The 25,764-nt window shown below is 43.0% G+C and carries 24 protein-coding genes; 16 read left to right on the forward strand and 8 right to left on the reverse strand.

Features of this window, described 5'->3' with window-relative positions; genetic code table 11:
• Window positions 1-41 precede the first annotated feature (41 nt).
• Together BM195_RS05890 and BM195_RS05895 are read right to left on the reverse strand one after the other, a co-directional pair.
• Complete coding sequence (locus BM195_RS05890; RefSeq protein WP_090235086.1) at window positions 42-1,499, reverse strand: aldehyde dehydrogenase family protein; 1,458 nt, start codon at window positions 1,497-1,499, stop codon at window positions 42-44.
• Between the two features lie 405 nt (window positions 1,500-1,904).
• Window positions 1,905-2,456, reverse strand: coding sequence for a TetR/AcrR family transcriptional regulator (locus BM195_RS05895; protein ID WP_090235089.1), 552 nt, complete (start codon window positions 2,454-2,456; stop codon window positions 1,905-1,907).
• 162 nt (window positions 2,457-2,618) lie between these two features.
• On the opposite strand from BM195_RS05895, the gene BM195_RS05900 reads away from it, so the two are divergent.
• From BM195_RS05900 to BM195_RS05910, 3 genes are all read left to right on the forward strand, one after another.
• On the forward strand, window positions 2,619-4,667 hold the full coding sequence (locus tag BM195_RS05900; RefSeq protein ID WP_090235091.1) for an efflux RND transporter permease subunit: 2,049 nt from the start codon (window positions 2,619-2,621) through the stop codon (window positions 4,665-4,667).
• Between the two features lie 4 nt (window positions 4,668-4,671).
• Window positions 4,672-6,489 carry a methyl-accepting chemotaxis protein gene (locus tag BM195_RS05905; RefSeq protein ID WP_090235094.1) on the forward strand — a complete coding sequence of 606 codons (1,818 nt, stop codon included), beginning with the start codon at window positions 4,672-4,674 and terminating at the stop codon, window positions 6,487-6,489.
• A gap of 700 nt (window positions 6,490-7,189) precedes the next feature.
• On the forward strand, window positions 7,190-8,221 hold the full coding sequence (locus BM195_RS05910; protein WP_090235097.1) for a S66 family peptidase: 1,032 nt from the start codon (window positions 7,190-7,192) through the stop codon (window positions 8,219-8,221).
• Window positions 8,222-8,475: 254 nt separating this feature from the next.
• On the opposite strand, the gene BM195_RS05915 is transcribed toward BM195_RS05910, so the two are convergent.
• On the reverse strand, window positions 8,476-9,303 hold the full coding sequence (locus BM195_RS05915) for an HAD family hydrolase (protein WP_090235100.1): 828 nt from the start codon (window positions 9,301-9,303) through the stop codon (window positions 8,476-8,478).
• Between the two features lie 322 nt (window positions 9,304-9,625).
• Here BM195_RS05915 and BM195_RS05920 point away from each other — a divergent pair, with 322 nt between their 5' ends.
• The 4 genes from BM195_RS05920 to phnE (BM195_RS05935) all read left to right on the forward strand — a co-directional run bounded on the left by BM195_RS05920 (window position 9,626) and on the right by phnE (BM195_RS05935) (window position 13,004).
• A complete protein-coding gene (locus BM195_RS05920; protein ID WP_090235102.1) occupies window positions 9,626-10,564 on the forward strand; it encodes a phosphate/phosphite/phosphonate ABC transporter substrate-binding protein in 939 nt (312 codons plus the stop codon).
• An 87-nt stretch (window positions 10,565-10,651) separates the two neighbouring features.
• Entirely contained in the window at window positions 10,652-11,422 is a 771-nt protein-coding gene (gene phnC / locus BM195_RS05925; protein ID WP_090235105.1) for a phosphonate ABC transporter ATP-binding protein, read from the forward strand.
• A complete protein-coding gene (gene phnE, locus BM195_RS05930) occupies window positions 11,419-12,219 on the forward strand; it encodes a phosphonate ABC transporter, permease protein PhnE (protein ID WP_090235107.1) in 801 nt (266 codons plus the stop codon). The genes phnC and phnE (BM195_RS05930) overlap by 4 nt, the downstream gene beginning before the upstream one ends.
• A complete protein-coding gene (phnE, locus tag BM195_RS05935) occupies window positions 12,216-13,004 on the forward strand; it encodes a phosphonate ABC transporter, permease protein PhnE (RefSeq protein WP_090235112.1) in 789 nt (262 codons plus the stop codon). The genes phnE (BM195_RS05930) and phnE (BM195_RS05935) overlap by 4 nt, the downstream gene beginning before the upstream one ends.
• Before the next feature lie 880 nt (window positions 13,005-13,884).
• Here the strand turns inward: phnE (BM195_RS05935) and BM195_RS05940 are convergent.
• A complete protein-coding gene (locus BM195_RS05940; protein ID WP_090235114.1) occupies window positions 13,885-14,727 on the reverse strand; it encodes an aldo/keto reductase in 843 nt (280 codons plus the stop codon).
• A gap of 280 nt (window positions 14,728-15,007) precedes the next feature.
• On the opposite strand from BM195_RS05940, the gene BM195_RS05945 reads away from it, so the two are divergent.
• The 6 genes from BM195_RS05945 (at window position 15,008) to BM195_RS05970 (ending at window position 20,324) form a co-directional block, all read left to right on the forward strand.
• Window positions 15,008-15,622, forward strand: coding sequence for an NUDIX hydrolase (locus BM195_RS05945; RefSeq protein WP_090235117.1), 615 nt, complete (start codon window positions 15,008-15,010; stop codon window positions 15,620-15,622).
• A gap of 245 nt (window positions 15,623-15,867) precedes the next feature.
• On the forward strand, window positions 15,868-16,773 hold the full coding sequence (locus BM195_RS05950) for a hydroxymethylglutaryl-CoA lyase (RefSeq protein ID WP_090235119.1): 906 nt from the start codon (window positions 15,868-15,870) through the stop codon (window positions 16,771-16,773).
• 77 nt (window positions 16,774-16,850) lie between these two features.
• Window positions 16,851-17,555: a helix-turn-helix domain-containing protein gene (locus BM195_RS05955; protein WP_244535680.1), complete on the forward strand. Its 705-nt coding sequence runs from the start codon at window positions 16,851-16,853 to the stop codon at window positions 17,553-17,555.
• Between the two features lie 412 nt (window positions 17,556-17,967).
• A complete protein-coding gene (locus BM195_RS05960; RefSeq protein ID WP_090235122.1) occupies window positions 17,968-18,648 on the forward strand; it encodes a zinc metallopeptidase in 681 nt (226 codons plus the stop codon).
• A 220-nt stretch (window positions 18,649-18,868) separates the two neighbouring features.
• The gene (locus BM195_RS05965; RefSeq protein ID WP_090235124.1) at window positions 18,869-19,678 is read left to right on the forward strand and encodes a glycosyltransferase family 8 protein; all 810 of its coding nucleotides are present in this window, start codon (window positions 18,869-18,871) and stop codon (window positions 19,676-19,678) included.
• Between the two features lie 40 nt (window positions 19,679-19,718).
• Window positions 19,719-20,324 carry a TetR/AcrR family transcriptional regulator gene (locus BM195_RS05970; protein ID WP_090235126.1) on the forward strand — a complete coding sequence of 202 codons (606 nt, stop codon included), beginning with the start codon at window positions 19,719-19,721 and terminating at the stop codon, window positions 20,322-20,324.
• Window positions 20,325-20,646: 322 nt separating this feature from the next.
• On the opposite strand, the gene BM195_RS05975 is transcribed toward BM195_RS05970, so the two are convergent.
• The 4 genes from BM195_RS05975 to BM195_RS05990 all read right to left on the reverse strand — a co-directional run bounded on the left by BM195_RS05975 (window position 20,647) and on the right by BM195_RS05990 (window position 23,515).
• Window positions 20,647-21,885, reverse strand: coding sequence for a dicarboxylate/amino acid:cation symporter (locus tag BM195_RS05975; RefSeq protein ID WP_090235130.1), 1,239 nt, complete (start codon window positions 21,883-21,885; stop codon window positions 20,647-20,649).
• Between the two features lie 167 nt (window positions 21,886-22,052).
• The gene (locus BM195_RS18490; RefSeq protein ID WP_244535681.1) at window positions 22,053-22,892 is read right to left on the reverse strand and encodes a CAP domain-containing protein; all 840 of its coding nucleotides are present in this window, start codon (window positions 22,890-22,892) and stop codon (window positions 22,053-22,055) included.
• Window positions 22,893-22,979: 87 nt separating this feature from the next.
• The gene (locus tag BM195_RS05985; RefSeq protein WP_090235133.1) at window positions 22,980-23,159 is read right to left on the reverse strand and encodes an H-type small acid-soluble spore protein; all 180 of its coding nucleotides are present in this window, start codon (window positions 23,157-23,159) and stop codon (window positions 22,980-22,982) included.
• Window positions 23,160-23,329: 170 nt separating this feature from the next.
• Entirely contained in the window at window positions 23,330-23,515 is a 186-nt protein-coding gene (locus BM195_RS05990; protein WP_090235137.1) for an H-type small acid-soluble spore protein, read from the reverse strand.
• A 291-nt stretch (window positions 23,516-23,806) separates the two neighbouring features.
• On the opposite strand from BM195_RS05990, the gene BM195_RS05995 reads away from it, so the two are divergent.
• Genes BM195_RS05995 through BM195_RS18965 form a run of 3 tightly spaced genes read left to right on the forward strand, consistent with a single transcriptional unit; the run spans window position 23,807 to window position 25,722 of the window.
• Window positions 23,807-25,087, forward strand: a complete 1,281-nt coding sequence (locus BM195_RS05995; RefSeq protein ID WP_090235141.1) for an MFS transporter — start codon at window positions 23,807-23,809, stop codon at window positions 25,085-25,087.
• Between the two features lie 20 nt (window positions 25,088-25,107).
• Entirely contained in the window at window positions 25,108-25,353 is a 246-nt protein-coding gene (locus BM195_RS18960; RefSeq protein ID WP_342028016.1) for a class I SAM-dependent methyltransferase, read from the forward strand.
• An 18-nt stretch (window positions 25,354-25,371) separates the two neighbouring features.
• A complete protein-coding gene (locus BM195_RS18965; RefSeq protein WP_342028017.1) occupies window positions 25,372-25,722 on the forward strand; it encodes a class I SAM-dependent methyltransferase in 351 nt (116 codons plus the stop codon).
• Window positions 25,723-25,764 lie beyond the last annotated feature (42 nt).

Below are 25,764 nucleotides of genomic sequence, written 5' to 3' on the forward strand. Positions count from 1 at the left end.
TCAGCCTGCGCATTCACAGGCCGGGGTTTCAGCTTCACATATCAAAACGGAAATTCCCTTACCTTCTTCTGCACCGAAATCCACTTGCCTTCCGTAAATTCATCGATAATGTGTGGACTTCCGAAACGGCCGACGCCGCTTTGACGCATACCGCCGAACAGGGCTGTCGGTTCATCATGGACCGGCTGATCATTAATGTGGGTCATGCCAAACTCCAATTCCAATGCATAGTCACGTGCGTTTTCCTCATTATTGGAAAAGATGGCTGAGCTTAAGCCAAATTCAGTATCATTCGCTTTTGCGATGACATCGTCGTCTGAAGAGGCTTTAATCAGCATCGCGATTGGCGAGAACATTTCCGTTTGGGCCAACTCGCTGTCATTATCAACATGACCGATGACAGTTGGCCTTAAAATATTGCCGACTTGTTCGCCTTCCAGCAGGATATCATAGCCAGCTTCTTTAGCTTTCTGGATATTGGCGAGTGCTTTTTCCATTTGTTTTTCATCGATCAACGGTCCGACAACAACGTCAGGATCACGCGGATCGCCATGTTTGACGTCTTTCGAGCGGGCAACGAATTTTTCCGCGAATTCATCATAAACATCTTCATGAATAATCATGCGGTTGATCATCATGCAAATCTGGCCCTGATGCAGATATTTTCCGAAGATGGCTGCATCAACGGCCTTATCTACATCAGCATCGCTCATGACACAGAATGGGCCATTGCCGCCGAGTTCCAAAGCGACATCTTTCAATTGTTCACCGGCCACCTTGCCAATTTGCTTGCCGACAGGTGTTGAACCGGTAAAGCTGACAAAGTTTGCCGCTTCATGGTTGAACATCGCATCGCCGGTAACGCTCGATTTTGTTAACAGTGATTGAAATACGCCTTTACAAATACCGGCTTCTTCAAATGCCTTGGCAATCACTGAACCGGAGCTAAGCCCGCATTTGAGATCCGGTTTATGAACAACGGCATTGCCAAGTGCAAGCGCCGGTGCAATCGTACGCATTGATAAATACAGTGGAAAATTAAATGGCGCAATCGATGAAATCACACCTTTTGGCAGCCGGTAAAATTCATTTGTTTTATCCGGAATCATCGACGGTTTTTCATTAAATTTTCCAACCTGATCGATCATCGTTAACGACTCTTCCATAATACCGACCGTTAAATCAAATTCCAGATTGGCTTTGACGGCTGTACTGCCTGATTCGAGTGTCAGGATTTCCAGAATGTCGTCTCTATGATCGTTAAAATATTGAATGGCTTTTGTCAAAACATCTCTGCGAAGTTGTGCATCTTTGCTCCAGGCTTTTTGTACCTGTTTTGCCCCATCGAATGCTTCATGAAGCTGATCAAGGGAAGCAAGACTGACGGTTGCTAATATATCGTTATCATATGGATTGACCATATCAACGGTTTTATCTTCGTTTCCTTCAACCCATGCACCGTTGATGAAACTTTTATTGAATGTCTGATATTGATTCATCAATATAGCCTCCTAGTTATTAGCGTTACAATCTAGTTGTCACGGATGGCAACTGAATCTAGTAAATCTACAATTTAATTGTAGAACTGGTAAACTATGATGTCCATTTTTCTGTTTATCCAGAGATAACATCTATTAATAAATGTCTGGACGCCGCCTGAAATTCCTCTGTGTGATGATCCCACACTTTTTTAACTGTACTATAACCGCTATCGGCGAATGCCTTTTTCTCCCCTTATCGTCTGTCAAGATCGCTGATAAATGTGTGGCATTCGCTGATAAAAATGCGAGAATCGCTGATAGTTATTGGAAACCTCTGATAAATTGGTGAAAACCGCCGATAAACGTTCAAATACGAAGAGGGGCTCTCAACTTGTCACAACACTGCTAATTATGAGGGATTTCTCATTCCCTGATCCGAAAATTATTAATCAGCTGGGCGATTTGTTTTGGTGATTTGTCCATGTTGTTGGCCAGCCAATGTTTGATGACGTAAATACCCCCACTGATGACAAAGGTGCTGGCGTATTCAGAAATATCCGGATCCACGTCATTATGTTCCATCCAGTTTTTGATCAGGAATGTCCGGGCGACGTCCATTACGCGTCGTTCAAAGGAATGATCATTATTTTCATTGAGGAGTGTCTGGCAGATATCATATTTGGAGACGACATATTCCAGGAGCTTTTCGGTCATCTGCAGGGCTTCCTCTTCCTGCTCAAAATTATATTGATTTAAATAAGTGTTTAAATCCGCGATGATTTCTTCTTCAATTTGATCGAGCAAATCAAATTGATCGCTGTAGTGCGTGTAGAAGGTAGAACGGTTGATATCAGCCTGTTCACAAATTTCTTTGACTGTGATGGCAGAAATCTGTTTGGTTTTCAATAAAGTGATTAAACTATCTTTTAAGACCATGCGGGTATATTTTTTACGGCGGTCGAGTTTTTCGTTCATCAAATCGTCACTCTTTCTTTTCATGTTTGGCAACACATTTTCTTGATATGTTGACTTTTAGACGCACATTACAAAACTGTTTGTTGTAAATCCAACACGATGTCGTATATAATGTTATCGTGTTTGAACAGATGATGCAAGAGAGGATGAACACCGATTGATATGACAGCACGCATTTTAAAACATAAAAAATCGATTGTCACCACTTTTATGATACTGGCAATTGCCAGCGCTGTGGTACAGTTTGGCGTCCCTGTCAATCATGATATGGTTGACTATTTGCCAGATGACGCGCCATCCATTGAAGCGACGGATATCATGGATGAAGAATTTGACGGGGATGTGGCCAACACACGGGTCATGATGAAGGATATCAGTACCCAGGAGGCATTGACATTCAAGGAAGATCTTGAAGCGGTTGATGGTGTCTCTGAAGTGACCTGGCTCGATGACGTGATCGATATCAGGACACCAATTGAAATGGCGGACACGGATACAGTGGAATCATACTATGAGAATGGCAATGCGCTGTTTTCCTTCCATATTGAAGAAGGAAAAGAGGTGGAGGCGACAGATGCCATCTATGAGTTGATCGGTGATGAGAACGCGATGTCAGGGGATGCCCTGGATACGGCAATTTCGCAGGAAATGACTGGCCAGGAGTCGATGAATGCCGCGTTAATACTTGTTCCGATTATTATTTTGATTTTGCTGCTTTCAACGCGGTCGTGGATCGAGCCAGTGTTTTTCCTGACAGCGATCGGGGTCTCTGTACTGATCAACTTAGGAACGAATATTTTTATTGGTGAAATTTCTTTTATAACGCAGGCAGTTGCACCGATTCTCCAGCTGGCTGTGTCGCTCGATTATGCCATATTCCTGCTTCATAGTTTTGACGATTATCGGAAGGAGACAGCTGATCCGAAAGAAGCCATGCAGTTGGCGATGAAGCGATCCTTCCCGGCGATTGCAGCTAGTGCATCCACGACCTTCTTCGGATTTACGGCCTTGACGTTTATGGAGTTCGGGCTTGGTGCTGATTTAGGACTGAATCTGGTAAAAGGGATTTTGCTCAGTTTTGTCAGTGTGATGATTTTTCTCCCGGCGCTCACGTTGATGTTTTATAAATGGATTGACAAAACGCAGCATAAACAATTTTTGCCGAGTGTTTATAAAGTCGGGAAATATGTCATGAAATTACGCATCCCTGCTTTGCTGATTGTGATGATCCTGATTGTTCCGTCGTTCTTGGCGCAGAGTCAGACGAACTTCCTTTATGGAACTGGGGGACACCCGGAGGATACACGGGCTGGCAGTGATGAGGCTGAAATTGAAGATACATTTGGCAAGTTTACCCCGATGGTGCTGCTGGTTCCAAATGGCGACATCGCACGGGAAGAAGAACTCGTACAGGAACTGGATGGTCTCAATGATGTGAAAAGTGTCGTCTCTTACGTCAATACAGTCGGTGCAGGCATACCGCCGGAGTATCTCGACGATTCAGAGACAGAACAGTTCTTTTCGGAGAACTATAGCAGGATTACGTTAAATACGACAACTGATACGGAGGGTGATGAGGCATTTGCTCTTGTAGACAAAGTCAGAGCGATAGCCGATGATTATTACGGTGATGACTATCTTGCCCTTGGGGAAAGTGTCACCTTATATGATATGAAGGACATTGTAGAACAGGATAATACGGTAGTTAATCTATTAACCGTGGCGGCGATTGCGATTGTCCTGCTTATTACATTCCGTTCCATTTCCATCCCGGTTGTCTTGCTGCTGACGATTCAGTCTGCGGTGTGGATCAACTTGGCGGTACCATACTTTACTGATTCTCCCCTTGTTTATGTGGGGTATCTGATCATCAGTACCGTCCAGCTTGCCGCAACGGTTGATTACGCAATTTTACTGACAGAAAACTATACGGAAAACCGAAAAGAGATGAAGGCCATGGATGCGATTAAGAAGACGATTAATGAGAAGGTTTTCTCGATTGGTGTGTCCGCATCGATCCTGTCCAGTGTCGGCTTTATTTTATGGGCGACTTCGACAGATCCAATCGTATCGTCCATTGGGCTTCTGCTCGGACGTGGTGCGCTGCTGGCGTTTCTGTTGGTCGTACTCTTTCTGCCGGCGCTGCTCCTTGTATTTGACCGGTTCATTGAAAAAACAACATGGAAACCAAACTTTTATAAAGGGAAGTGATGCTATGCGGCCGAAAAAAACAATGTTTATCATGATGAGTGCCGTACTGCTGTTGGGCTCATCCCCCTTGACCGCTTTAGCTCAAGATAATGGTGATGACGAAACAGAATCAGGCGAGTACGCTGCAAAGGATGAAGCTGTTTACGGCAATCTGGATGCGAGTGGTGGATTACAGGATATGTATGTGGTGAACACCTTCCACATCACGGAGCCTGGTGAAATTGTGGATTACGGCGATTACACCAATGTGCGCAACTTAAGTAATTTAAATGATATCGAACAGACCGATGAGAATAAAGTCCGTTTTCAGGCAGAAGAAGACGAATTTTATTATCAAGGAGATATGGCGAATCAGTCGCTTCCATGGGATATTAATATTAATTACACACTGGATGGTAACGAAGCCTCACCGGATGAATTGGCTGGAAAAAGTGGTGCGCTGGAAATTCAGATTGACACATCCGCCAATGACGATGCTGATTCGGTGTTTTTCGAAAACTATATGCTGCAAATCTCACTGACGCTTGATCCGGAGACATTTGATGATATTCAGGCACCGGATGGAACGAAGGCAAGTTCTGGCAAAGATACACAAGTGACGTTTACGGTTATGCCGGAAAAAGAGGAAACATTCATTGTGTCTGCCAACGTAACGGACTTAGAGATGGATCCGATAGACATATCGGCAACACCAGCTTCCATGTCAATCGAGGACCCGAATCTAGGGGGCATGAAGGGCGACATGCAGTCGTTGTCTGATGCCATCCGTGATATTAATCAAGGTGTCGGCGACTTGAGCAGCGGCATTTCTGACCTTAATCAAGGTGCAGGAGAGCTGGGTAATGGTTCCAGCGAGTACCTTAGTGGCATTAATGAGCTTGATCAATCGTCCGGTGAACTTGTGAATGGGTCTGCTGATATTCGCGATGCCTTGCAAAATATGAACGAATCAATGCAGGGAAGCTCCGGTGGCCCTGACCTTAGCGAGCTGGAAGCCCTGCCTGATGGACTTCGTGAAATGGCAGGCGGCTTGCGGGAGTCTTCTGATGGATTAGATACGTTGAAAGAAAATTACAGTGGCGCCTATAGTCAATTGGATAAGGTCATGAGTGATATTCCAGAACATGATATAAGTGACGAGCAAATTGAAGCGTTACATGAAAGTGGTGCAAATACGGAAGTTGTGGATCAATTAGTGGAGACTTACAAGACTGCTCGTACTGCCAAAGGAACGTATCAGGAAGTTCAGGAGGCATTTGGTTCCGTGACTGGCACATTGGATCAAGTTTCCAGCGGATTAAAAGAAATGGCTAAGAACGCTGAAACAATAGCTTCTGACGTTGAAAATGGTCTGGCAGGGATGGATCAAATGGACGCTTTGAAAGAGCTGCAGGAAGGACTATCCTCCCTGGCATCCGAGTATAAAACGTTCCATAGCGGACTGACAGACTATACAGATGGTGTTAGTGAATTGGCTGGTTCCTACCAGGACATCGACACCGGTATTCAGGATTTGGCTGATGGTACGTCATCCCTTGACAGTGGTGCTAGTGAGCTGAAAGACGGGACAGAGGAGTTGCAGGAAGAGACCAGTGATCTACCTGATCAAATGCAGTCCGAAGTCGATGACATGATGGATGAGTATGATGCCTCTGATTTTGAACCGAAATCGTTTGTATCGGATCAGAATGAGAATGTCGATGTCGTGCAATTTGTCCTGCAGACCGATCCGATTGAAGTGGAAGAACCCGAAACAACCGAAGAACCAGACGAAGAGGAAGAAAAAGGTTTCTGGGACCGGTTGGTGGATTTATTCCGGTAAAAAGATACATCGTTTTCAAAGCCGAAAGCCAGTCTGCATGTGTTGCAGGCTGGTTTTTTCAAAAATACAGGGCGTATTGGAAGCAACGTGAGAAGTGGCCGGATTATTCGTTAAAGGCAACAGATTTAAGATAGAACTGGTTGAAATATGACAACAACCGGTTTATTGAAAGCAATCATTTTAAGAGATAAGTGTATATGCCGGGAATCCGTGTCATAAATGATTGATAAGCCTTTGTTTGTAGTGTACAAATTCCAAATACGTGGTATACTCTATATAGAGAAACATACAATAGGAAAAATCACTCCATGCTGTACATGGAACGGTTACAATAAGACCGAACCCCATCAAGAGGGGCTAGGTACAAGAAGTGATAATCTCTCAAGCGCCTGCTAAAGCATATGAGGGGTTATTTTTTGTTCTCGGACATGATGAAAGCAACCAGCATGCCGAAAGAAATCATCAGCGTAAGCACTATTCCCACATCCATTGGTAACACATCCCTCCCTGAGAAGCATCCCGGAAGGTAAAACGGTGCACCTAACCCCTCATGCGAAACCAGTCCATTGTATCTATGATTATGGCACATCTGATTGCTTGTAACTTTTCAAAAATATAAAATAATCTTATTAAATGGTGTCTGACTAAGACGATATTATGTTATGATAAAGAAATATTACATAACAAGAAGGTGTTCGGGATGCTTTTTAAACCACAAAAGTTGAACCCCGGTGATAAAGTGGCGACAGTCAGTCCGTCATCGGGCTTGGCCGGGGAGCCGGAACTCAAATGGCGCTATGAGAAAGGTGTGGAACGGCTGTGTGACGTTTTCGGCCTTAAAGTTGTCGCAATGCCGAATAGCTTAAAAGGCGTTGAATATCTTTACAACCATCCGGAGGCACGCGCCGAGGACTTGATGAACGCGTTCAGTGACCAGAGTATCAAGGGTGTTATTGCCAACATTGGCGGTAGTGAAAGCATTCGACTGCTTCCATATATTGATATTGACGTGATTCGGAAAAACCCTAAAATTTTCATGGGCTATTCAGATGTGACGATTCCGCATCTGATTTGTCACAAAGCTGGGCTGTCATCGTTTTATGGGCCTGCGATGATGACAGACTTTGCTGAGAATGTATCGATGGACCCATATACGGTTGAGATGGTTAAACGGACGCTGTTTTCCAGTGATACAATCGGACAGATTGAGCCAGCAACGGAGTGGACGAGCGAGTTTCTCGAGTGGGATGTCGCGAACCAACATACCCGTCGCAAAATGAAGCCAAATCAGGGTTATGAAGTTCTGCAGGGGTCTGGTGTGGTGCAAGGATCTTTAATCGGTGGCTGTATTGAAGCACTTGAATTTGCAAAAGGTACTTCCATTTGGCCGACGGAACAATACTGGGAGAATAGTATTCTATTTCTCGAAACATCTGAAGAAAAGCCTGCACCTGAATTCATGACACGCTGGTTACGCAATTACGCCGCACAGGGCATTTTACACAAAACAAACGGTATCATTTTTGGCAAACCTCAGGATGAGGTGTATTATCATGAATATAAAGAAGCTATTCAAACGGTTATGAAGGAATATCAGCTAAATGATTTACCGATACTGTACAATCTGAATTTCGGGCATACCGAGCCGAAGATGATATTACCGTATGGTGCAGGGGCTGAAATTGACTGTCGTAATCGCACGTTTTCAATTTTGGAGAGTGGTGTCAGATAATTTGAAAGGCTCTTATAGGCGTTGAAATAACGTAAACATCATCCCGTACCACATCCGGTGGAACGGGATGATGTCTGCGATTCGATCAACTTAGAGGGTCGGCCACACTCGGTCAAGTTGGCAGCAAGACAGATACTTTTTTAATCTTTGTTGAGTTCGAGGGGTTGGATCGGCTGACGTATCAACAACGGCATTTTTATGGTCGAGGAGCTTTCGTTGTAAAGCGCTGATCTAGATATGACGTATCAATTTGGTCAATCCTGAATTAAAGAAAAGAGCTCTGACAAGGTTTGTATACGTTCCGTCGTTGTCCGGATCGGTGTGGCTCCCTGCGGATCAATAAGAACAGCGTGCATGCCCATGTTTTCGGCTGGAACAATATCATTTAGATAATTATCGCCGATCGAAATCACTTCTGCTGGCTTTACATCATATTGCTGCAGGAGAGACCTAAAGTGTGCTTTTGTCTGTGCAGGTTTTTTGGCATTCGGTATAATATGATGGAAGATTCCTTCTAAATCCAGCGCTTTCAATAACCGTTCCACGTCATCTGCCTGTGAATTGGTTAATAAAACAAGATTGAAACGTTCCTCAAGTTTTAATAGATCTTCCCGGCGTGAAGGATCGTTAGTAAATTGAAAATCTTCTGTCTGCATATATGTTTTCGTACGCTGATAAGCATCAAATGTACTTCCGACGCCATAATGCTTTGCTGCAGCGACAGGCAGCCACCATCCGTCCCCAATCGCAATCATGCTATCAAAATCAAAGGTTATCGTCCCTTGATAATCTTCCCCGGCTGATATAATATCGCCATTCCAATCCCATGTTTTCGTTACCTGATACGTTTCCGGATTTACTTCTAAAATCCGGTCTTGATCAACGTCATAGACTCGACCTATCACGATCGGTTGTTTCCCTTTCAGCATTTTATAATAGTCTTTCCAAAATAACGAACGCTTTTCTTCCGGAAGCTTTGATGCCAGTTGGTTGGCATAATATTTAAAATGGTGGGTATCTTCGTACAGGGTGCCGTCCAAATCAAAGACCGCTAACTGTATGCTATTCCATGTAATGGCCAATATGTAATCCCTCCTGCATTACGCTATATCAATGATCAACGTGAAAGAAGATTTTAATCGACGTTTATGATCACTTTACATGATCGTTCTATTAAAATCCATGTATTTACAAAAATTTTACCTTGTATTCATATGCTCTATATATTTCTTCTTTACACTGGATTATGGGTAAAAAGACGGAAACAGAAAGGGCGTGAGAGAAATAATAACGACTGGGAATACAATGTTTTTACGCTAAGGAACATCCTTGGAATTCTCGGAACTTCAATCAAGGTCAAATTGAATGAGCTATTATAATATTTGAAAAATGGGGGCGAACAGAATGAAAAAATTTACGTACGTAGGTTTTGCGCTGTTGTTCTTGATCGGAATCTTAACAGCTTGCAATAGTGAGGCAGAATCAGAAGAAAGCGAAGAGGAAGAATTGGATGAGCTGCGTGTTCAATTTGTGCCTTCGCAAAATGCAGATACGCTGGAAGCAAAAGCGAAACCTCTGGAAGATCTGCTCAGTGATGAATTGGGGATTCCGGTAACAGTCAGTGTATCGACCGATTATAATACAATTGTCGAAGCCATGGCATCTGATCAGGTCGATGTTGGTTTTCTTCCTCCTACAGCCTATGTTTTGGCAGAAGAACAGAATGCAGCGGAAGTGATTCTACAGTCGCAGCGTTATGGCGTGAATGATGACGGATCTTCAACGGAAGAACTTGTTGATTTCTATAAATCTATTTTCATCGTCAGAGAAGATTCCGACATTGAGTCACTCGAAGATCTGGAAGATAGACCAATTGGGTATCAGAACGTTACATCCTCGGCCGGTTTCGTATGGCCTGCAGCTTCCCTTATGGACGCAGGACTCCATCCTTTGGAAGATGTAGAGCCCGTAACCTTGAAAGGTCATGATCAGGCTGTTATTTCGCTGTTAAATGGCGATGTAGATGCAGCTGTTACGTTTCAGGACGCTCGTAACACAGTTGTCGGTGACTACGTGGATGTCTTTGATGACACACGAATTATAGAATTCACAGAGGATATTCCGAATGATACGGTAGCCATCCGTCCGGAAGTTAGTGAAGATATGAAAGAAGCAGTCACCGAAGCCTTTGTTACGATTGGCAAAGATAAAGAAGGACGGGAAATCATTCGTGATATTTATTCTCATGAAGGATATGCGGAATCTGAAGACAGCAACTTTGATATCGTAAGAGAATATGAAGAAAAGGTTAGCGAAGAAATCGGACAAAGTGTATCCAACTAACTAAATCGCATTATATGTAAACGGGCAGGCTGCTGGAATCGTTCCAGTCGGCCTCCTTTTACAACATCGAGAAAGTAGGGAGTGCATTTGATAGAATTTAAAAATGTTTCCAAAGTATACCCAAATGGAACACGGGGACTCAAGAATGTCGATTTACGCATCGATGATGGGGAGTTTGTTGTGGTCGTCGGTTTATCCGGTGCCGGGAAATCAACGTTTCTTCGTTCGATTAATCGGCTCCATGAAGTAACGGAGGGAGAAATCCTCATCAACGACCAATCGATAACGGCAGCCAGTGGCAGCGATCTATATCGCATCCGTCGTGATATAGGGATGATTTTCCAAAATTTTAACCTCGTACGCAGATCTTCTGTCATGCGAAATGTTTTATCTGGAAGGGTGGGCTATCATTCAACATTAAGAATGATACTTGGTCTATTTCCAAAACAGGATAAGGCTATTGCGATGCAGTCGCTGGAACGTGTTAATTTAGCAGAAAAAACTTACATGCGTGCCGATGAATTGTCTGGCGGTCAGCAGCAGCGCGTCTCTATCGCCCGTGCTTTAGCACAAGAAGCAAAGTTCATTCTTGCTGACGAGCCAGTAGCCTCATTGGATCCGATGACAACAAAACAGGTCATGGACGATTTAGTGTATATTAATAAAGAATTGAATATGACAATGGTCGTGAACCTCCATTTTATTGACGTTGCAAGAAAATATGCAACTCGGATTATTGGTTTGCGAGAAGGAGAAATTGTCTTTGATGGTCCGGTAGAAGATGCTACAGACGAAGTGTTTTCCAACATTTACGGGAAACCGATCGATGAAGATGAAGTACTGGGGGCAGTTAAATGAAAGAAATGTCTTTACAGTCATCAAACATGAGACCCGCACCACCTTCCAAAATGAAACCGCTGTTTACGATTGTCATTGTATGTTTAATGGTGCTTGGAAGTGGGTTGCAGATTCAATTTTCATTTGCTGAATTAACCAGCGGTCTGCCTAACATGAGAGATTTACTTGTTCAGCTCGTGCCGCCGAACTGGGCGTATTTTGCAGAAATCACCTCGTCAATTATGGAAACGATCCGTATGGCTGTTGTAGGAACGACGTTTGGGGGGGCTATTGCTTTTCCATTGTCTATGCTTGCTGCAAGAAACGTCTTCCACAAGTCTTGGGTTACTGTACCGGCCAGGTTTGTCCTGAATTTAATACGGACCCTGCCTGAATTGCTGCTGGCCGCTTTATTTGTCGCCATTTTTGGCATTGGGCCGATACCGGGTGTGTTCGCTCTAATGTTATTTTCTCTTGGGGTGATTTCGAAGTTATTTTATGAATCGGTGGAATCGATTGATCCTGGTCCGATGGAGACGATGACAGCGGTCGGTGCTAATAAAATAAAATGGCTTATGTTTGGCGTTGTGCCACAGGTCATGTCCGCGTTCATGTCGTTTTTCTTGTATGCCTTTGAAATAAATATCAGAGCCGCTGCTGTACTGGGTCTTGTTGGTGCAGGTGGAATCGGTTTGTATTATGAACAAACGCTCGGGTTTTTTGAGTACGGCAAAGTGTCCTCCATTATCATATATACGTTAATTGTTGTACTGTTCATTGAGTACCTCAGTACTCGGATAAGGGAGAAGTTAACATGAAAAATCATGGTAAAACATTTATATACACACGTCGCATGATGATCATTTCTGTTGTGGTGCTTATTTACATATGGGCTTTTACAGGCCTGCCATTGGTAGAAATCAAGGAAACCTCCAGTGAAGTTTTTTCTGCCATTATGGCTGGTATTTTTCATCCGGACTGGGATTATGTCTACGATCCAGGCGGGGAAGATTTGTTACGGAGTCTCCTAGATACGCTAGCCATTGCACTGCTTGGCACATTTATTTCCGCCATATTAAGTATCCCGTTTTCATTTATGGCTGCTGGAAATATCGTCAAAACAAGAACAACAGTCAGAACGAGTAAATTTATTTTAAGTTTTATCCGCGTATTTCCCGATATTGTCCTGGCCTTATTATTTATTAAAGCTGTAGGACCAGGTCCGTTTGCCGGAGTACTGGCACTTGGAATTGGTGCAGTCGGCATGCTCGGTAAGCTCACATCAGAAAGTGTGGAAGGCATTGACTTAAGTGCGCGGGAGGCTTTGATTGCGACTGGTGGCAATCCGATAAAAACCTTTATGTTTGCAGTCGTGCCGCAAGTACTTCCCAACTTCTTTTCGTTTATCCTATACCGGTTTGAAGTCAATTTACGTGCTGCAACTATTTTAGGGGTGATCGGCGCAGGTGGTATCGGGACACCGCTGATTTTTGCCTTGAGTGTTCGTGACTGGGAGCGTGTCGGTATTATTTTGCTTGGCATCATTGTTATGGTCACGATGATAGATGCCATCTCAGGTAAAATCAGGAGTCGTTTAATTTAATGGCGAGATGCCATCAGTCTGACAGGAAGGGTTTGTTTTGAGTATCAAAGATATTCGTCATTACTCTTTCTTAAAATGATGCCTAAAAGTCAAAAATCACAATCGGAAATGAATCAGAGGCGAATGAAGCTATTTTTGAAAGATGGGACGATGCCCTGAATGCCATTTTATGTGGCGTTGGAAACACAGCTTTCCGATGAAGATATGGAAAATTTAAGAGAAGAACAGTGCGAATGGGTTAAACGTAGAGGGTCAGATTGCGAAAGAGTCAGCATCGACATATGAAGGTGGTTCGCTGGAAGCTTATACGTGCAGGCACTCAAACAAAGCTTGCCAAGAAAGATGTTATGAGCTGGTTGAAACGTATGTAACGGATTAAAACCAGGCTTTCATATGGCTCTTCAATACATAGACATCATGATAGAGATGGTAAAAAGATATAACTAAAAGTAAGCTTAAAAGACGACGAATAGTCCGTTTTAGCGAAGGAAATATACATAGACTCCAGCGGGTCGGCTTAGATCGGTCACGTCCTGTGACCAACGCCGACACTAGAACGTCCTGTTCGTCGGAGAGAGGCATAGGTGAGACCACGCAGTGTGAATGCACGCGGAGGTTCACCAGCCGCCTGCGAAAGCGACGAGCGAAACATCCACCGAGTAAACTGCGAGTTGCGAGGAATGCTGCTTCCCGACATTTCATTCAACGCGATGAGCACAAAGCCAAGCATCCCTGAATATGCTGCGACCTGCGAGGAGCGTATGCTTCATGGAACTAGCTTGCAACACGACGAGCTCCAAGTATATTTCCGTCACGGGGTATACCTTGCTTTGTTTGTTCAAATTTTTGTTTTATAAACGTCTTATGTCTCTATCCAACATCAAAATTCCTCATATACAGCAGGATCCTGATCATTAATTCTGCCATCTGGACGGGTTAATCCAGCTATCATATCCATTTCGTTATGATCTAATGAAAAATCGAAAATGGATATGTTCTCACGTTGTCGTTCAGGAGATGCAGATTTAGGAATTGAAATAGCTCCGAGCTGGTAATGCCAGCGCAGGATCACTTGTGAGGCTGTCTTGTGATGCTGATTGGCTATATTTTGAATGGTTTCATGCTGCAACACGTCATTTGCCCGGGCTAATGGGCTCCAGGATTCTGTTGCCACATGATTTTCTTCATGCCATTTTCGTTGGTTTTCCTGGTTGAAAAAAGGGTGTAATTCGATTTGGTTGATGCTTGGCTTGACACCGGTTTCCTTTTCAAGGCGTTCGATATGCTCAGGCAGGAAATTGCAAACACCGATGGAACGAATGAATCCCCATTTTTTAGCCTCAATTAATGCTTGCCAGGCTTCGACGTAGTGATCTTGTTTCGGGTTGGGCCAATGAATCAGATACAAATCATAATAATCCAGGTTTGCACGATATAACGATTCCTGAATAGCGTTAACAGCTTTATCATACGTTTGATAGCGGCCTGGTAACTTCGATGTGATGCATAAATCCTGTCTTGGAACAGGGCTTCTTCGGACGGCCTCACCAACAGTTCCCTCATTTTCATAATTATAAGCCGTATCAATAAGTCTGTAGCCTGTATCGATTGCATGTCTGATGGCGTTGGCACCTTCATTGCCATTAAGTTTGTAAGTGCCAAATCCAATAACCGGCAGCGTAACACCATCATTCAGTTCTACTTCTGGAATTGATTTGCTCATGTTAGATCGAACTCCTTTCCGTGGTAACCTCAGCAAATACCTTATAACAAAAACGAATATTTTCATTATAAAACCTGATAAAAGTCAAGTTTTTCTAATATTTTAAGATTATCACTTATCTGTGATGGAATTCAACTAAAGACAATCTAATTCAAGCTGGACACATTCCGCAAATGAATGATTTTGATCATCCTCGAATAGTATGACAGCACAGCTCATTTTGGTTATCCAAAACAGCTTATTCTGCTATAGTGGAAGAAAGCAGGTTTGAGGTGATAGGATGGAATTACAAGCAATCATGAACAAAATAAAAAGGCGCACGCCATCGATACTTGGAATTGAACACTTTACGAAATCCGCTGTCCTTTTGCCGCTTGTTCAACGGGATAAGGAGCTGCACGTCCTTTTTGAAGTGCGCTCACACAAACTGAGAAGACAGCCGGGTGAAATATGTTTTCCGGGAGGGCGGATCGAGGCTGACGATCAAACGGAGCAAGATGCAGCAATCAGAGAAACAAAAGAAGAACTGGGTGTCAGCGATCAGGATATCTCAAACGTTCATCCACTCGATTATTTAGTCACACCATTTGGTATGATTGTTTACACTTACACAGGGTTGATAGACACTTCCAGCCGGTTCAGTCCCAATCCGTCAGAAGTCGGGGAAACATTTACCGTCCCACTATCCTTTTTCCTGTCAACTGAGCCGAAAATCCATCATGTGAACTTAGAGGTGCAGCCGGAAGAAAACTTTCCATATGAGCTTATTACCGGCGGAGAAAATTATAAATGGCAGACAAGACAAATGGATGAATATTTTTATATTTATGAGGACAAAGTTATCTGGGGGCTGACGGCCAGGGTATTATCCCACTTTGTTGATATGCTCCGATAAATGGATGATTTAAAAAAATAAATAGCTGATGATCTGTTCCCAAATTTGACATTTTGGGAATTTTTATTATATACTTTATTCAACAATGTTGAATCAAACGAAACCCGATTGAATAAAATATAGAAATCAGAGAAATAAAATGGAGATCGCTCATTTTAATGATTTAGTATCGTTGTAAGCGCATTCAATAACGTTGCGAAATGGCTGCTGAAAAGTATTTCTTAAATATAAAAGGAGGGTACAAGATGGGACGTTGGCCGGAGTTTGTGCAGATAAAAGAAGTCGGACCGCGTGATGGTTTGCAGAATGAAAAGCAGCGGATATCAACGGCAGACAAGGTGCACTGGATTAATACGCTGTCCGAGTCAGGTGTAAAGGAAATTGAGTATTCATCTTTTGTCCATCCAAAATGGGTGCCGGCGTTGTCAGATGCGCATGAAGTCGGCAGGAGAATCAGACGCAATCCGGATGTCCGCTACTCGGCACTGATTCCGAATATGAAAGGCCTGGAACTTGCGCTGGAGGCTGGTATTGATGGTGCCTCTGTATTCATGTCAGCAAGTGAAACGCATAACCGGAAGAACATTAACAAAACCATCAATGAAACTTATCCGGTACTGCAGGAAGTGATTCAAGAGGCAAAAAATGCGGGCAAGCATGTGACAGGATATGTTTCGACTGTATTTGACTGCCCGTATGAAGGAAAAATCACACCTGAACAGGTAACCCGCGTATGTGAGCGTCTGGCCGAATTTGGAGTTGATGACATTTCTCTTGGCGATACGATAGGCACGGCAGTCCCGTCGCAGGTGGATCAGCTGCTTGATGAAGTACTGGAACAATTCCCGCATGAAAAGGTCATCATGCATTTTCATGACACACGCGGAATGGCCATTGCCAATATTATGCGGTCGATGGAATATGGAATCACCCGGTTTGACAGCTCTATTGGCGGGTTGGGCGGCTGTCCATATGCACCGGGAGCTGCCGGAAATGTGGCAACAAACGATGTATTGTATCTGCTGAATGGTCTCGGGATTGATACGGGAATGGATGAGAAAAAGCTTCAGGAAGCAGCATTATTCATCCAAAGCAAACTTGGTAAAACACTGCCGAGTAAGTCCCTGGCATATGCCGCAAGTCAAAGCTGAAACGCCGATAAAAAAAGACACACAATCAAAAATACCTCACCCTTTGTGATTTTCAAATCCAAGGTGAGGTTTTCTATATGTCTATCGGCATTTTATCAGTGAAAAGAAATCCGGCCAGGTATCAGCGTATTCAACCATCAACGATTTTCTGTTGCCATAATGGAAAAATTCATCTATCCTATGATAAAGAACATTGTACATGTGCTGGGCGAAAGGAGCGAGTTACCATAGATCTTCGAAATATAGGCCAAAAACTGAAACGAGCCCGTCTGAAAAGCAAGTATACACAGCAGCAGATAGCGGATCAATGCGGTATCTCCAAAAGCCTGCTGTCCAAAATCGAAAATGGTCAGACATCTTCAGCTGTTGCGACGTTGTCAAAAATCTCGGAAGCATTGGATGTGCCGCTTTCCTGGGTGCTGGACGGTCATCCGGAAACAGATCTGGTTCTGCTTCCTAAAGCGGACAGACGAATCAGTGCAGATGATGAGAATATGGGCTATTCGTTTGAGCTGCTTGCTAATCGTTCCCGCTTTTCACGGATTGAACCGACGATTGTCCATGTTACTCCTAAAGATTTTAATGTCCGTCACGAGCCATATACACATTCCCAGGATGAGTTTATTTATATCGTTGAAGGCGCCATTGAGCTCTATTATGACGGTCAAAAACATTACATGGAAAAAGGGGATACCAGCTATTTCAAGGGTGTAAAGCCTCACTTGTTTATCCCAGTAGATAATGACGGGGCAAAAGTTTTAACTGTGTTTATTGATGAATAAAAAATTCAGCGTTTTGTCCGATCAGGTTAGAAAAGCGCGAGGCTGCGCCAGAGTTCTTCGTATAAGTTCATAAGTGATATTTTCTGACGTTATAAAAAATGCCTTTAACTGCAAAGGTATTTTTTAATGACAAAAAATGACACTGTGTCACTTTTGGTTGACATATGACATGATGTCATTTATGATTAAGTTATATGGAATGACACGATGTCACATTCATGGGAGTGTAATAAAATTTTGACCGTTACACATATTGAGAAAGAAAAACTAAAGCGTTTGGTTCAGAAACTGCAAATGCAGGGAATTGATGCTCAACTTTGCAAAAGACCTGATAGGTAATGAACTTCATCTGGAAAAGCCATCTTTTCAATAAACTCGGGCACCTAGCAGTAAGTAGGGAGGACGATACAACATGTTTTTCCATCCAATGGATTTTTTAATCATCATCGCATTTGGTTTGACTATGTGGGCACAGACAAAAGTAAAGGGGAATTTTGAGGAATATTCGAAGGTTCAGGCTTCTTCCGGGATGACCGGTCTGCAGGCAGCACGGAGGATTCTTGATCAGGAAGGTCTTTCATCAGTTAACATTGAGCGTGCACGCGGCGGGACACTCTCCGATCACTATGATCCGACGAAGAAAACGCTCCGCTTATCGGATGCTGTGTACAGCGGGAACTCCATATCATCTGTGTCTGTTGCTGCCCATGAGGTTGGTCACGCCATTCAGCATGCCAATAACTATTCGATGCTGGTTGTGCGTCATAAGATTTTTCCGGTTGCCAATATAGGATCACAGATGGCACCATTGCTGCTGCTCGGTGGTTTATTCCTTGATATAACCAATCTGATCACCATTGGTATTATTCTGTTCTCGGCAGCCGTTCTCTTTCAGGTTGTCACACTGCCGGTTGAATACGATGCCAGCAGGCGGGCCAAAAACAAACTTGTGGAGCTTGGAATGATTTCAAACAGGGAGGAAAAAGGTGTCGGCAAAGTATTGGGTGCGGCAGCTTTAACTTATCTTGCCAGTACGCTGATCGCTGTCCTTCAATTGCTGAAATTTATCATGATTGCCCGCAATCGTAATTGATAAGTGGCTCTTCTTCTATATGATGTTTTGTAATGTCAAAAATATAAGCTATGAATGACCTGATAAGGAAAACTTCGGCCCCTGCTATAAGTCGAGGCGAATAGGAGCTTTCGAAAAGTGTATCATCATCGTGAGTTAAAATGACCGTCTCATGAAGACTTTATGTATGTCATATGATGCTGATATACGGCACTTTACCTGAGAAGAGGTGATGAATCGGATGAATATTCTGGTCACATTGGATACCAACTATCTCAAGCCTTTAAAGGTTGCACTTAAGTCATTGTTTTTGAACAATCAGGATGAAACGTTTACCATTTATCTGATGCACTCAAGTCTCGAACAAGCAGATTTGGATGAATTAAATCATTACATTGACATACATGGCAGCGAACTGAGACCTATTTACATTTCGGATGAATACTTCAAGGACGCGCCTGCACAATCCTATTATACGAAAGAAATGTATTATCGGCTGCTTGCCTTTAAATTTTTGCCTGAATCGCTTGAGCGCATTTTATATCTGGACCCGGATATATTGGTGATTAATCCGATCAGGGAACTTTATCAAACAAATTTAATGGGCTATCTGTTTGCAGCAGCTTACCATAACAAGATGTCGGTTAATGAATTCAATAAGCTGCGGCTGGCACCTTATGACATTGAGGCCTACTATAATTCTGGTGTACTGCTGATGAATCTGGAGGAGCAGCGGCAGCAGATTGACGAACAGATTATTTATCAATTTGTGGAGAAAAACCGTGCGAGATTAATCATGCCGGATCAGGATATTTTAAATGCCCTCTTTTCGAAAAATACAAAAAACCTTGACGAAACATTATACAACTATGATACACGGTATTATAGCCATTATAAAAACAAGTCGAACGGGATCTGCGATATGGATTACGTTATTCATCATACCGTCGTTCTTCACTTCTGCGGAAAGAAAAAACCGTGGAAAAAGCGTTACAGCGGAAAATTCCATGCCTTATACAAGCATTATGAAAAACTGGCATTAGCACCTTGAACACGACAAAACGACAATAAAGCAACAGGGGGGAAGGACAATGCCGAAACAGACATTTTATAATTTACCCGAAGAGAAGAAACAAACATTAATCGCTGCTGTTGAAAAGGAATTTTCGAGAGTGCCACTATACAAAGCTTCTATATCCAATATCGTAAAAGGAGCCGGCATACCACGCGGCAGCTTTTATCAATACTTTGATGATAAGGAAGATGCCTTTTTCTTCCTGTTAAATGATCTTTCCAGCAGGCGAAAAGACCACTTTGTTCACTTGCTGAAAACACATGACGGTGATCTGATCGAAGCGATAACGGTATTTTTTCAGACAGCCATTACAGAAGGTGAAAACTTCAATTTTATGAAAAACACCTTTTTGAATATGACGTATAAAATAGAAGATTCCTTTTTAAGGGTTTTCAGCGATAAGAAAAACAGTGAAGAATTCAAGGAAATCAGTCCATTCATTGATAAACGAAAACTGAATCTTTCCGATGAGAAGGAATTTTTCCATGTGATGCAAATCCTTATGTCTGTTGTTGTCCGCAATTTTGTTGAGAAATTTGCCCGGAATTTATCGGACGAAGAAGTCATGTACAACTTCAAAGTTGAAATGAACCTTTTAAAAACCGGGCTTTATCAAACATAAGAATGCTAAGGAAAAGAGACTGCAAAACGGTATGAACGAAGAAGCATTCAATTCCTCCGGGGGGACACGTAAAATCCAATCGCTGAAGCGGCGGATGACTCTGGCGGGGTGCTCATTGGGGCACTTATGTATTTCATGTTGTCTAAATTTTTCTCGAGGATTAAAAGTTACAATCCATGAAATCCTGGTCCGGGATTCTTTTTTGATATAATGAAAAAATTCCTTTCAGACTACATATAGAAAATCACTATTCTTTATTGAGTGTGATTCACTCATTGTAATAGAAAAAACATCTCCCCGGTAGCAGGGAGATGTCGTCATGTTACGTTGCTCTTTTCTGTTTGCTTTCCCGTGTCTTTTCAGTTTTATCAATCAGGCTTGTTCCGACAAGGTCACCGGTAATATTTAGTGCTGTGCAGCCCATGCCGACCAGTACATCAATTGCGGTTAATAAGCCGACCGCTTCCATTGGCAGTCCAACCTGAGCAAATACCGTTGCAATCATGATAATACCCGCACCCGGAACACCAGCCGTGCCAACCGATGCCAACGTACCGATCAGTACGACTTGCAGTATCTCTGCAAAGCTTAGCGGATCACCAATCACATTTGCGGCAAATACAGCCGAGACAGCAATACGGATGGCAGCACCGTCCATATTAATCGTTGCTCCTAGCGGTAGACTGAACCCATAGAGACTTTTCGACAGGTCTAATCCTCTGGCAGCGTTAAGTGTGAGTGGTAATGTACCGGAACTGCTCTGGGTTACAAATGCTGTTATCATAGGTGTGCGCCCATGTCTGAAAAAGTCTTTAATATTAATTTTGAAGAACACCATGAAAACGATGTAAAACATAATCTGAACAATTAAAGCTACATAAAGGACGCCGACCATGCTGCCTAATTCTAACAATGTATCTGCACCCTGATTACCGACCACTTCTGCCACAATGGCAAAAACTCCTACCGGTACGTACTGAATGATGACCTTCATGATGCTTAAGGTAGCTTCATTCAGTCCATTAATGACTTTATACACTGTTTCACCCAGCTCTTTGTTTGACTCAGATGACCGAAGAGCTGATATGGCAATTCCGAACGCGAGTGCTGTAAAAATGATTCCAAGCAGGTTCAATTCACTGAATGCTGTAATAATATTATCTGGTACGATATTCAGTAAAACACTGACGACGCCGGGGTTCTCCGGCACTTCAAATGTTTCATTTGCATCAAGCGTCATCCCTGTTCCAGGATTGAATATGGTTGCTACAGATATTCCGACAATAATGGCAAATGCCGATGTCAGTAAGTAATAGACAAACACCTTTCCACCCATTCGTCCAAGGCTGCCTATTCGTGTCTGATTAACCCCAACGATTAGGGTGAATAAGATGAGCGGAACGATTAGGAATTGCAAAAGCCGAAGCAGAAGATCCCCAAACGGAGCCACTGCAGCTGTATCTTCGCCAAAAATCAGGCCGACAGTAATACCAAGAATAAGTGCGACTGTAATTTTTAAAATCAGAGATGCTTCAATATACGATCTCCAAATTGTCTTCATGAAAGATCCCCCATTACCATATTGTATATGATATCTATTCCGATATAATTAATCGGGTTTTATATGTAGACATTAGCTTTTTTATTGGGCTCTGTCAAAAGTACTGTTTTGTGTATACAGACATAGATAGCCATGCTGCAGTGAACATGGCTTTATCTTAGTATTCGTTATTTTTCAATGAACATCTGCGTCCAATAACGTCCATCTTCTGTATACCCGACACCGATATGGGTGAATGATTCATCGATAATATTTTTCCGATGCTCCTCACTTTCCATCCAGGCATCGACAACCTGTTGTGGAGAACGTTGTCCCCGGGCGATATTCTCCCCCGCTGACTGGAATGTAACATCGAATTCCTTCATCATATTAAATGGTGATCCATATGTTGGACTTGTATGCGAAAAGTAATTTTTATCATGCATATCCTCCGATTTGTTTCGGGCAACCCGGCTTAATGGTTTGCTTACTTTCAGGGATGATAACCCTTGTTCGCTTCTTTCTTCATTGGTTAAAGCAATCACTTTAGAGGCGTACTCACTCATGCCTTGCTGTGACTGATTCTGATCATTATCTTGATCGCCCGGCTGTTGAGGGGACTGATTTTGCTCCGTTTCATTCCCGTTTTCCGGCTGATCTTGCTCTGGTTGTAACGGGTCCTGTCTCTGCATGTTTCGTTCTTGCAGCTGCTGATCCTGATCTCTTCCGGGGTCACGGGCATTACCGCTGAGTGGCCCTTCATTACGTGTGTTTCCGTTAAATCCATCAAAGTTGTCATTTTGACTTATGAAGCCAGTTTGATTGTCTGTTCCTTCATCAAACCCGATTTGCTGGGTATCAGGTCCGGACTCATCACTGGATGAATCAGTTCGTATCGTTGAGATTGGAAGCTGATTCTCATCCACGTCAGTACGGGATTGATCATCTGCAGCATGCTCATTATTGCATGCTGCCAGCCCTATGATGAAAATAGCCATAAGCATCATAAAGCATCTGAATGGTTTCATATGAGCTCTCCTTTTACTTGTTTTAACTTAACTTACCACTTTCATGATGAAATATTGATGGAAATATACAGCAAAGCGCTCTCCCTTTTATTGATTTTCATTTAGTTTAGCTAGTTGTGCATCAAACTCGTTTTCAGGGTCATCAAGGGCAAAAATCCGAGCGGTATGCTGGTCGTTCACATGCTGGATATAAATTGGATGTCCGTTATAGGTAACATGCTTCATATCTGCTGATTGCGCAATTTCCAGCGCACGCTGTCTGTTCAATCAGGCCACCTCCCTTCCATGGAATGCTTTGATAAGCTGCTGTTATTTACCATTTGGTCATTTTTGGTTGATAAAGCTGAGGTTCGGTCTATAAAATTCGAATTTGGTTTATCAAGCCAAATTTTGGTTGATATCCTGATTCCGCTGATGTGTTTGAACTCAAAACTTGCTTAGGGACCTTCTTCAAACAAGCCATTTAATTCAACTTCCTGCTCGTGATTCATCTCATCAAGCGGAAAAATAGTTGCAGTCTCCTGTTCAGGATTTATTTCTTTTAAATATACGGGAAACCCGTGATATTTCACGTTTATCATGGCGATGGAATTTATGATTTCCTGTGCGCGGTCTTGATCCATCATAATCTCCTTTCTCAGGCCTCACGGTTATTTTTTGTTTGCTTAAAAGGGTATATTCGAGGATGAATTAACCATTTTAATGGGACCCTTACTCGTTATAAGACAGAGCAAATGCCAAGTTTTTCTAATAACGTCAGAAATTAAGAACGGTAGACCTGATAAATACAAAGACTTTCACTAGACATACTTGCTGAAAGCCTGGTTTTTTTATTGTTTCAGCTTTTCATTTGCAGTAAAATTTACGTTAGATTGTATTACAGCAGGAGTTTTGGCTTTAAGGGGGATGGATCGTTGACAGGCAGACAAAAGTTTTTTCAAACGTTTTACTATGGGTGGTTTATTGTATTTATCGGCGGTTTGGGTATTTTCTTTTCAGGACCAGGCCAGACGTATTCGAACTCAGCCTTTATTGATGAATATATCAATGACTTTGGCTGGTCGCGGACAGAGGTTTCCAGTTTATACTCGACTGCAACACTTATAGCCGGTCTGACCATGATGTTTGTGGGCCGTTTTATTGACCGGTTTGGACAGCGGTTTATGATGGTCGCAGTCGGTATCATATTTGCAATGGCTTGTTTTTTTAACAGTATGGTTACGAATATGTTCATGCTGGCGATCGGCTTCTTTTTAGTTCGTTTGCTTGGGCAGGGAACAATGTCATTGATTCCGAATACGCTTGTTGCCCAATGGTTTGTGAAGAAAAGAGGACGTGCATTCAGCTTCATGACCATGGGGAGTTTTATTAGTGCGATGCTGTTTCCGGTTGTGAATACCTGGCTTATCCAAACATGGGATTGGCAGATGGCATGGCGATTCTGGGGTGTTATGCTGCTCGTGGTATTTGTTCCATTTGCCTTGTTTGGTGTCCGCAATCGGCCGGAACAAATGGGACTCGAGCCAGACGGGCATAAAGTGCCACAGGATGCGGAAACAGAACCAGTGATGGGCACCACGTCCCTGCCTGAATCGGAAGAGGATTGGACGCTGAAAGAAGCGATGCGCACTTGGGCTTTTTGGGGCATTTTGATCAGTGTTGGCATACCGGCGATGATCAATACCGGGATTACCTTTCATATTATTTCCATTTTCGATACGAATGGTTTGTCACCTGGAGCAGCTGCAATGGTGTTAAGTTTAATGGCTTTTGCTGGAATGCCGATGTCGCTCATTTCCGGCTTTATTACGGAAAAAGTACCAACCAACTATTTGCTCGCCGGCGTCTTTGTGATTGAAATCATTTTTTTATTAATGCTTCTGATCACGAATAGTATGCTGATGGCAGTCATGTTTGGTATAGTATGGGGGATCGCCAATGGTTTGGAACGGATCGGCATGAATGTTATCTGGCCGGATTATTTTGGCAGGAAATATGTTGGCAGTATTAATGGGGTAGGCATGACGATGGTCGTGATCGGCTCATCGCTGGGTCCATTACCATTCGGCGCAGGGTTCGATATCTTTCATCAATACACACCGGTGTTGCTGACGTCACTCTTATTTCCAATCGCAGGTGTCATTTGTGCTGTATCAGCCCGCAGACCTCAAAAAGCCAAACTGAAAGAAACATAAAGAATAAGCGGTGAACTGAAGTGATAAAAGATACAGGGGAACATGTTATTCCCGAAAACATGAAAATAACCAATGAACTGCTGATTGAGCATGTGGCAAGATATCCTTTTGCCAGCGAATATGTTTATGGACTTGTGCTTGATTTTGCCAGTGGTACGGGGTATGGAACTCATATCCTTGCCAAGAAGGGGAAAGGTTGTGTTGATAAAGTTGTCGGGATTGATCTTGACTGGAAGGCGGTGAACTACGCCCGGGGTAATTATTAGCATCCAAACTCGACATTCATGGAGGGTGATGTAACGGATGCAGGTTTGCCGGAAAAACTCGGTCAGTTTGATTGCCTTGTCAGTTTTGAAACGATTGAGCACGTTGCGGAGGAGGAACGATTTCTGGCCAATGTTTATAATCTGCTGAAATCTGACGGAACACTTGTGTTATCAACGCCTTTTGGCAAAGGGCGCGGCAAGCCGTGCGGGTCCCCATTTCATGTTCATCAGCTGACGGCCGATGAGTTTCGGGATTTGTTTCCGGCATATGCAGCAAAAACATTTTACGTTCAGCGTGGTGGATTAATTAAGCCTGTCAATGGTCAGGATGAACATTATCCACTTGGAATAGCGGTCTGTCGAAAGTAGCATGGAAAAATCTGCTGCTGGCAACTTTTATGAGGTCACTTT

This window comes from Lentibacillus halodurans, assembly GCF_900112045.1.
GTDB lineage: Bacteria > Bacillota > Bacilli > Bacillales > Amphibacillaceae > Lentibacillus > Lentibacillus halodurans.

Bases quoted from the DNA above. Each gene is read 5' to 3' on its own strand.
- BM195_RS05890 (WP_090235086.1), bottom strand. From the start codon at position 1,499: ATGAATCAATATCAGACATTCAATAAAAGTTTCATCAACGGTGCATGG.
- BM195_RS05895 (WP_090235089.1), bottom strand. From the start codon at position 2,456: ATGAACGAAAAACTCGACCGCCGTAAAAAATATACCCGCATGGTCTTA.
- BM195_RS05900 (WP_090235091.1), top strand. From the start codon at position 2,619: ATGACAGCACGCATTTTAAAACATAAAAAATCGATTGTCACCACTTTT.
- BM195_RS05905 (WP_090235094.1), top strand. From the start codon at position 4,672: ATGCGGCCGAAAAAAACAATGTTTATCATGATGAGTGCCGTACTGCTG.
- BM195_RS05910 (WP_090235097.1), top strand. From the start codon at position 7,190: ATGCTTTTTAAACCACAAAAGTTGAACCCCGGTGATAAAGTGGCGACA.
- BM195_RS05920 (WP_090235102.1), top strand. From the start codon at position 9,626: ATGAAAAAATTTACGTACGTAGGTTTTGCGCTGTTGTTCTTGATCGGA.
- phnE (WP_090235107.1), top strand. From the start codon at position 11,419: ATGAAAGAAATGTCTTTACAGTCATCAAACATGAGACCCGCACCACCT.
- phnE (WP_090235112.1), top strand. From the start codon at position 12,216: ATGAAAAATCATGGTAAAACATTTATATACACACGTCGCATGATGATC.
- BM195_RS05940 (WP_090235114.1), bottom strand. From the start codon at position 14,727: ATGAGCAAATCAATTCCAGAAGTAGAACTGAATGATGGTGTTACGCTG.
- BM195_RS05945 (WP_090235117.1), top strand. From the start codon at position 15,008: ATGGAATTACAAGCAATCATGAACAAAATAAAAAGGCGCACGCCATCG.
- BM195_RS05950 (WP_090235119.1), top strand. From the start codon at position 15,868: ATGGGACGTTGGCCGGAGTTTGTGCAGATAAAAGAAGTCGGACCGCGT.
- BM195_RS05955 (WP_244535680.1), top strand. From the start codon at position 16,851: ATGTCTATCGGCATTTTATCAGTGAAAAGAAATCCGGCCAGGTATCAG.
- BM195_RS05960 (WP_090235122.1), top strand. From the start codon at position 17,968: ATGTTTTTCCATCCAATGGATTTTTTAATCATCATCGCATTTGGTTTG.
- BM195_RS05965 (WP_090235124.1), top strand. From the start codon at position 18,869: ATGAATATTCTGGTCACATTGGATACCAACTATCTCAAGCCTTTAAAG.
- BM195_RS05970 (WP_090235126.1), top strand. From the start codon at position 19,719: ATGCCGAAACAGACATTTTATAATTTACCCGAAGAGAAGAAACAAACA.
- BM195_RS05975 (WP_090235130.1), bottom strand. From the start codon at position 21,885: ATGAAGACAATTTGGAGATCGTATATTGAAGCATCTCTGATTTTAAAA.
- BM195_RS18490 (WP_244535681.1), bottom strand. From the start codon at position 22,892: ATGAAACCATTCAGATGCTTTATGATGCTTATGGCTATTTTCATCATA.
- BM195_RS05990 (WP_090235137.1), bottom strand. From the start codon at position 23,515: ATGGATCAAGACCGCGCACAGGAAATCATAAATTCCATCGCCATGATA.
- BM195_RS18965 (WP_342028017.1), top strand. From the start codon at position 25,372: ATGGAGGGTGATGTAACGGATGCAGGTTTGCCGGAAAAACTCGGTCAG.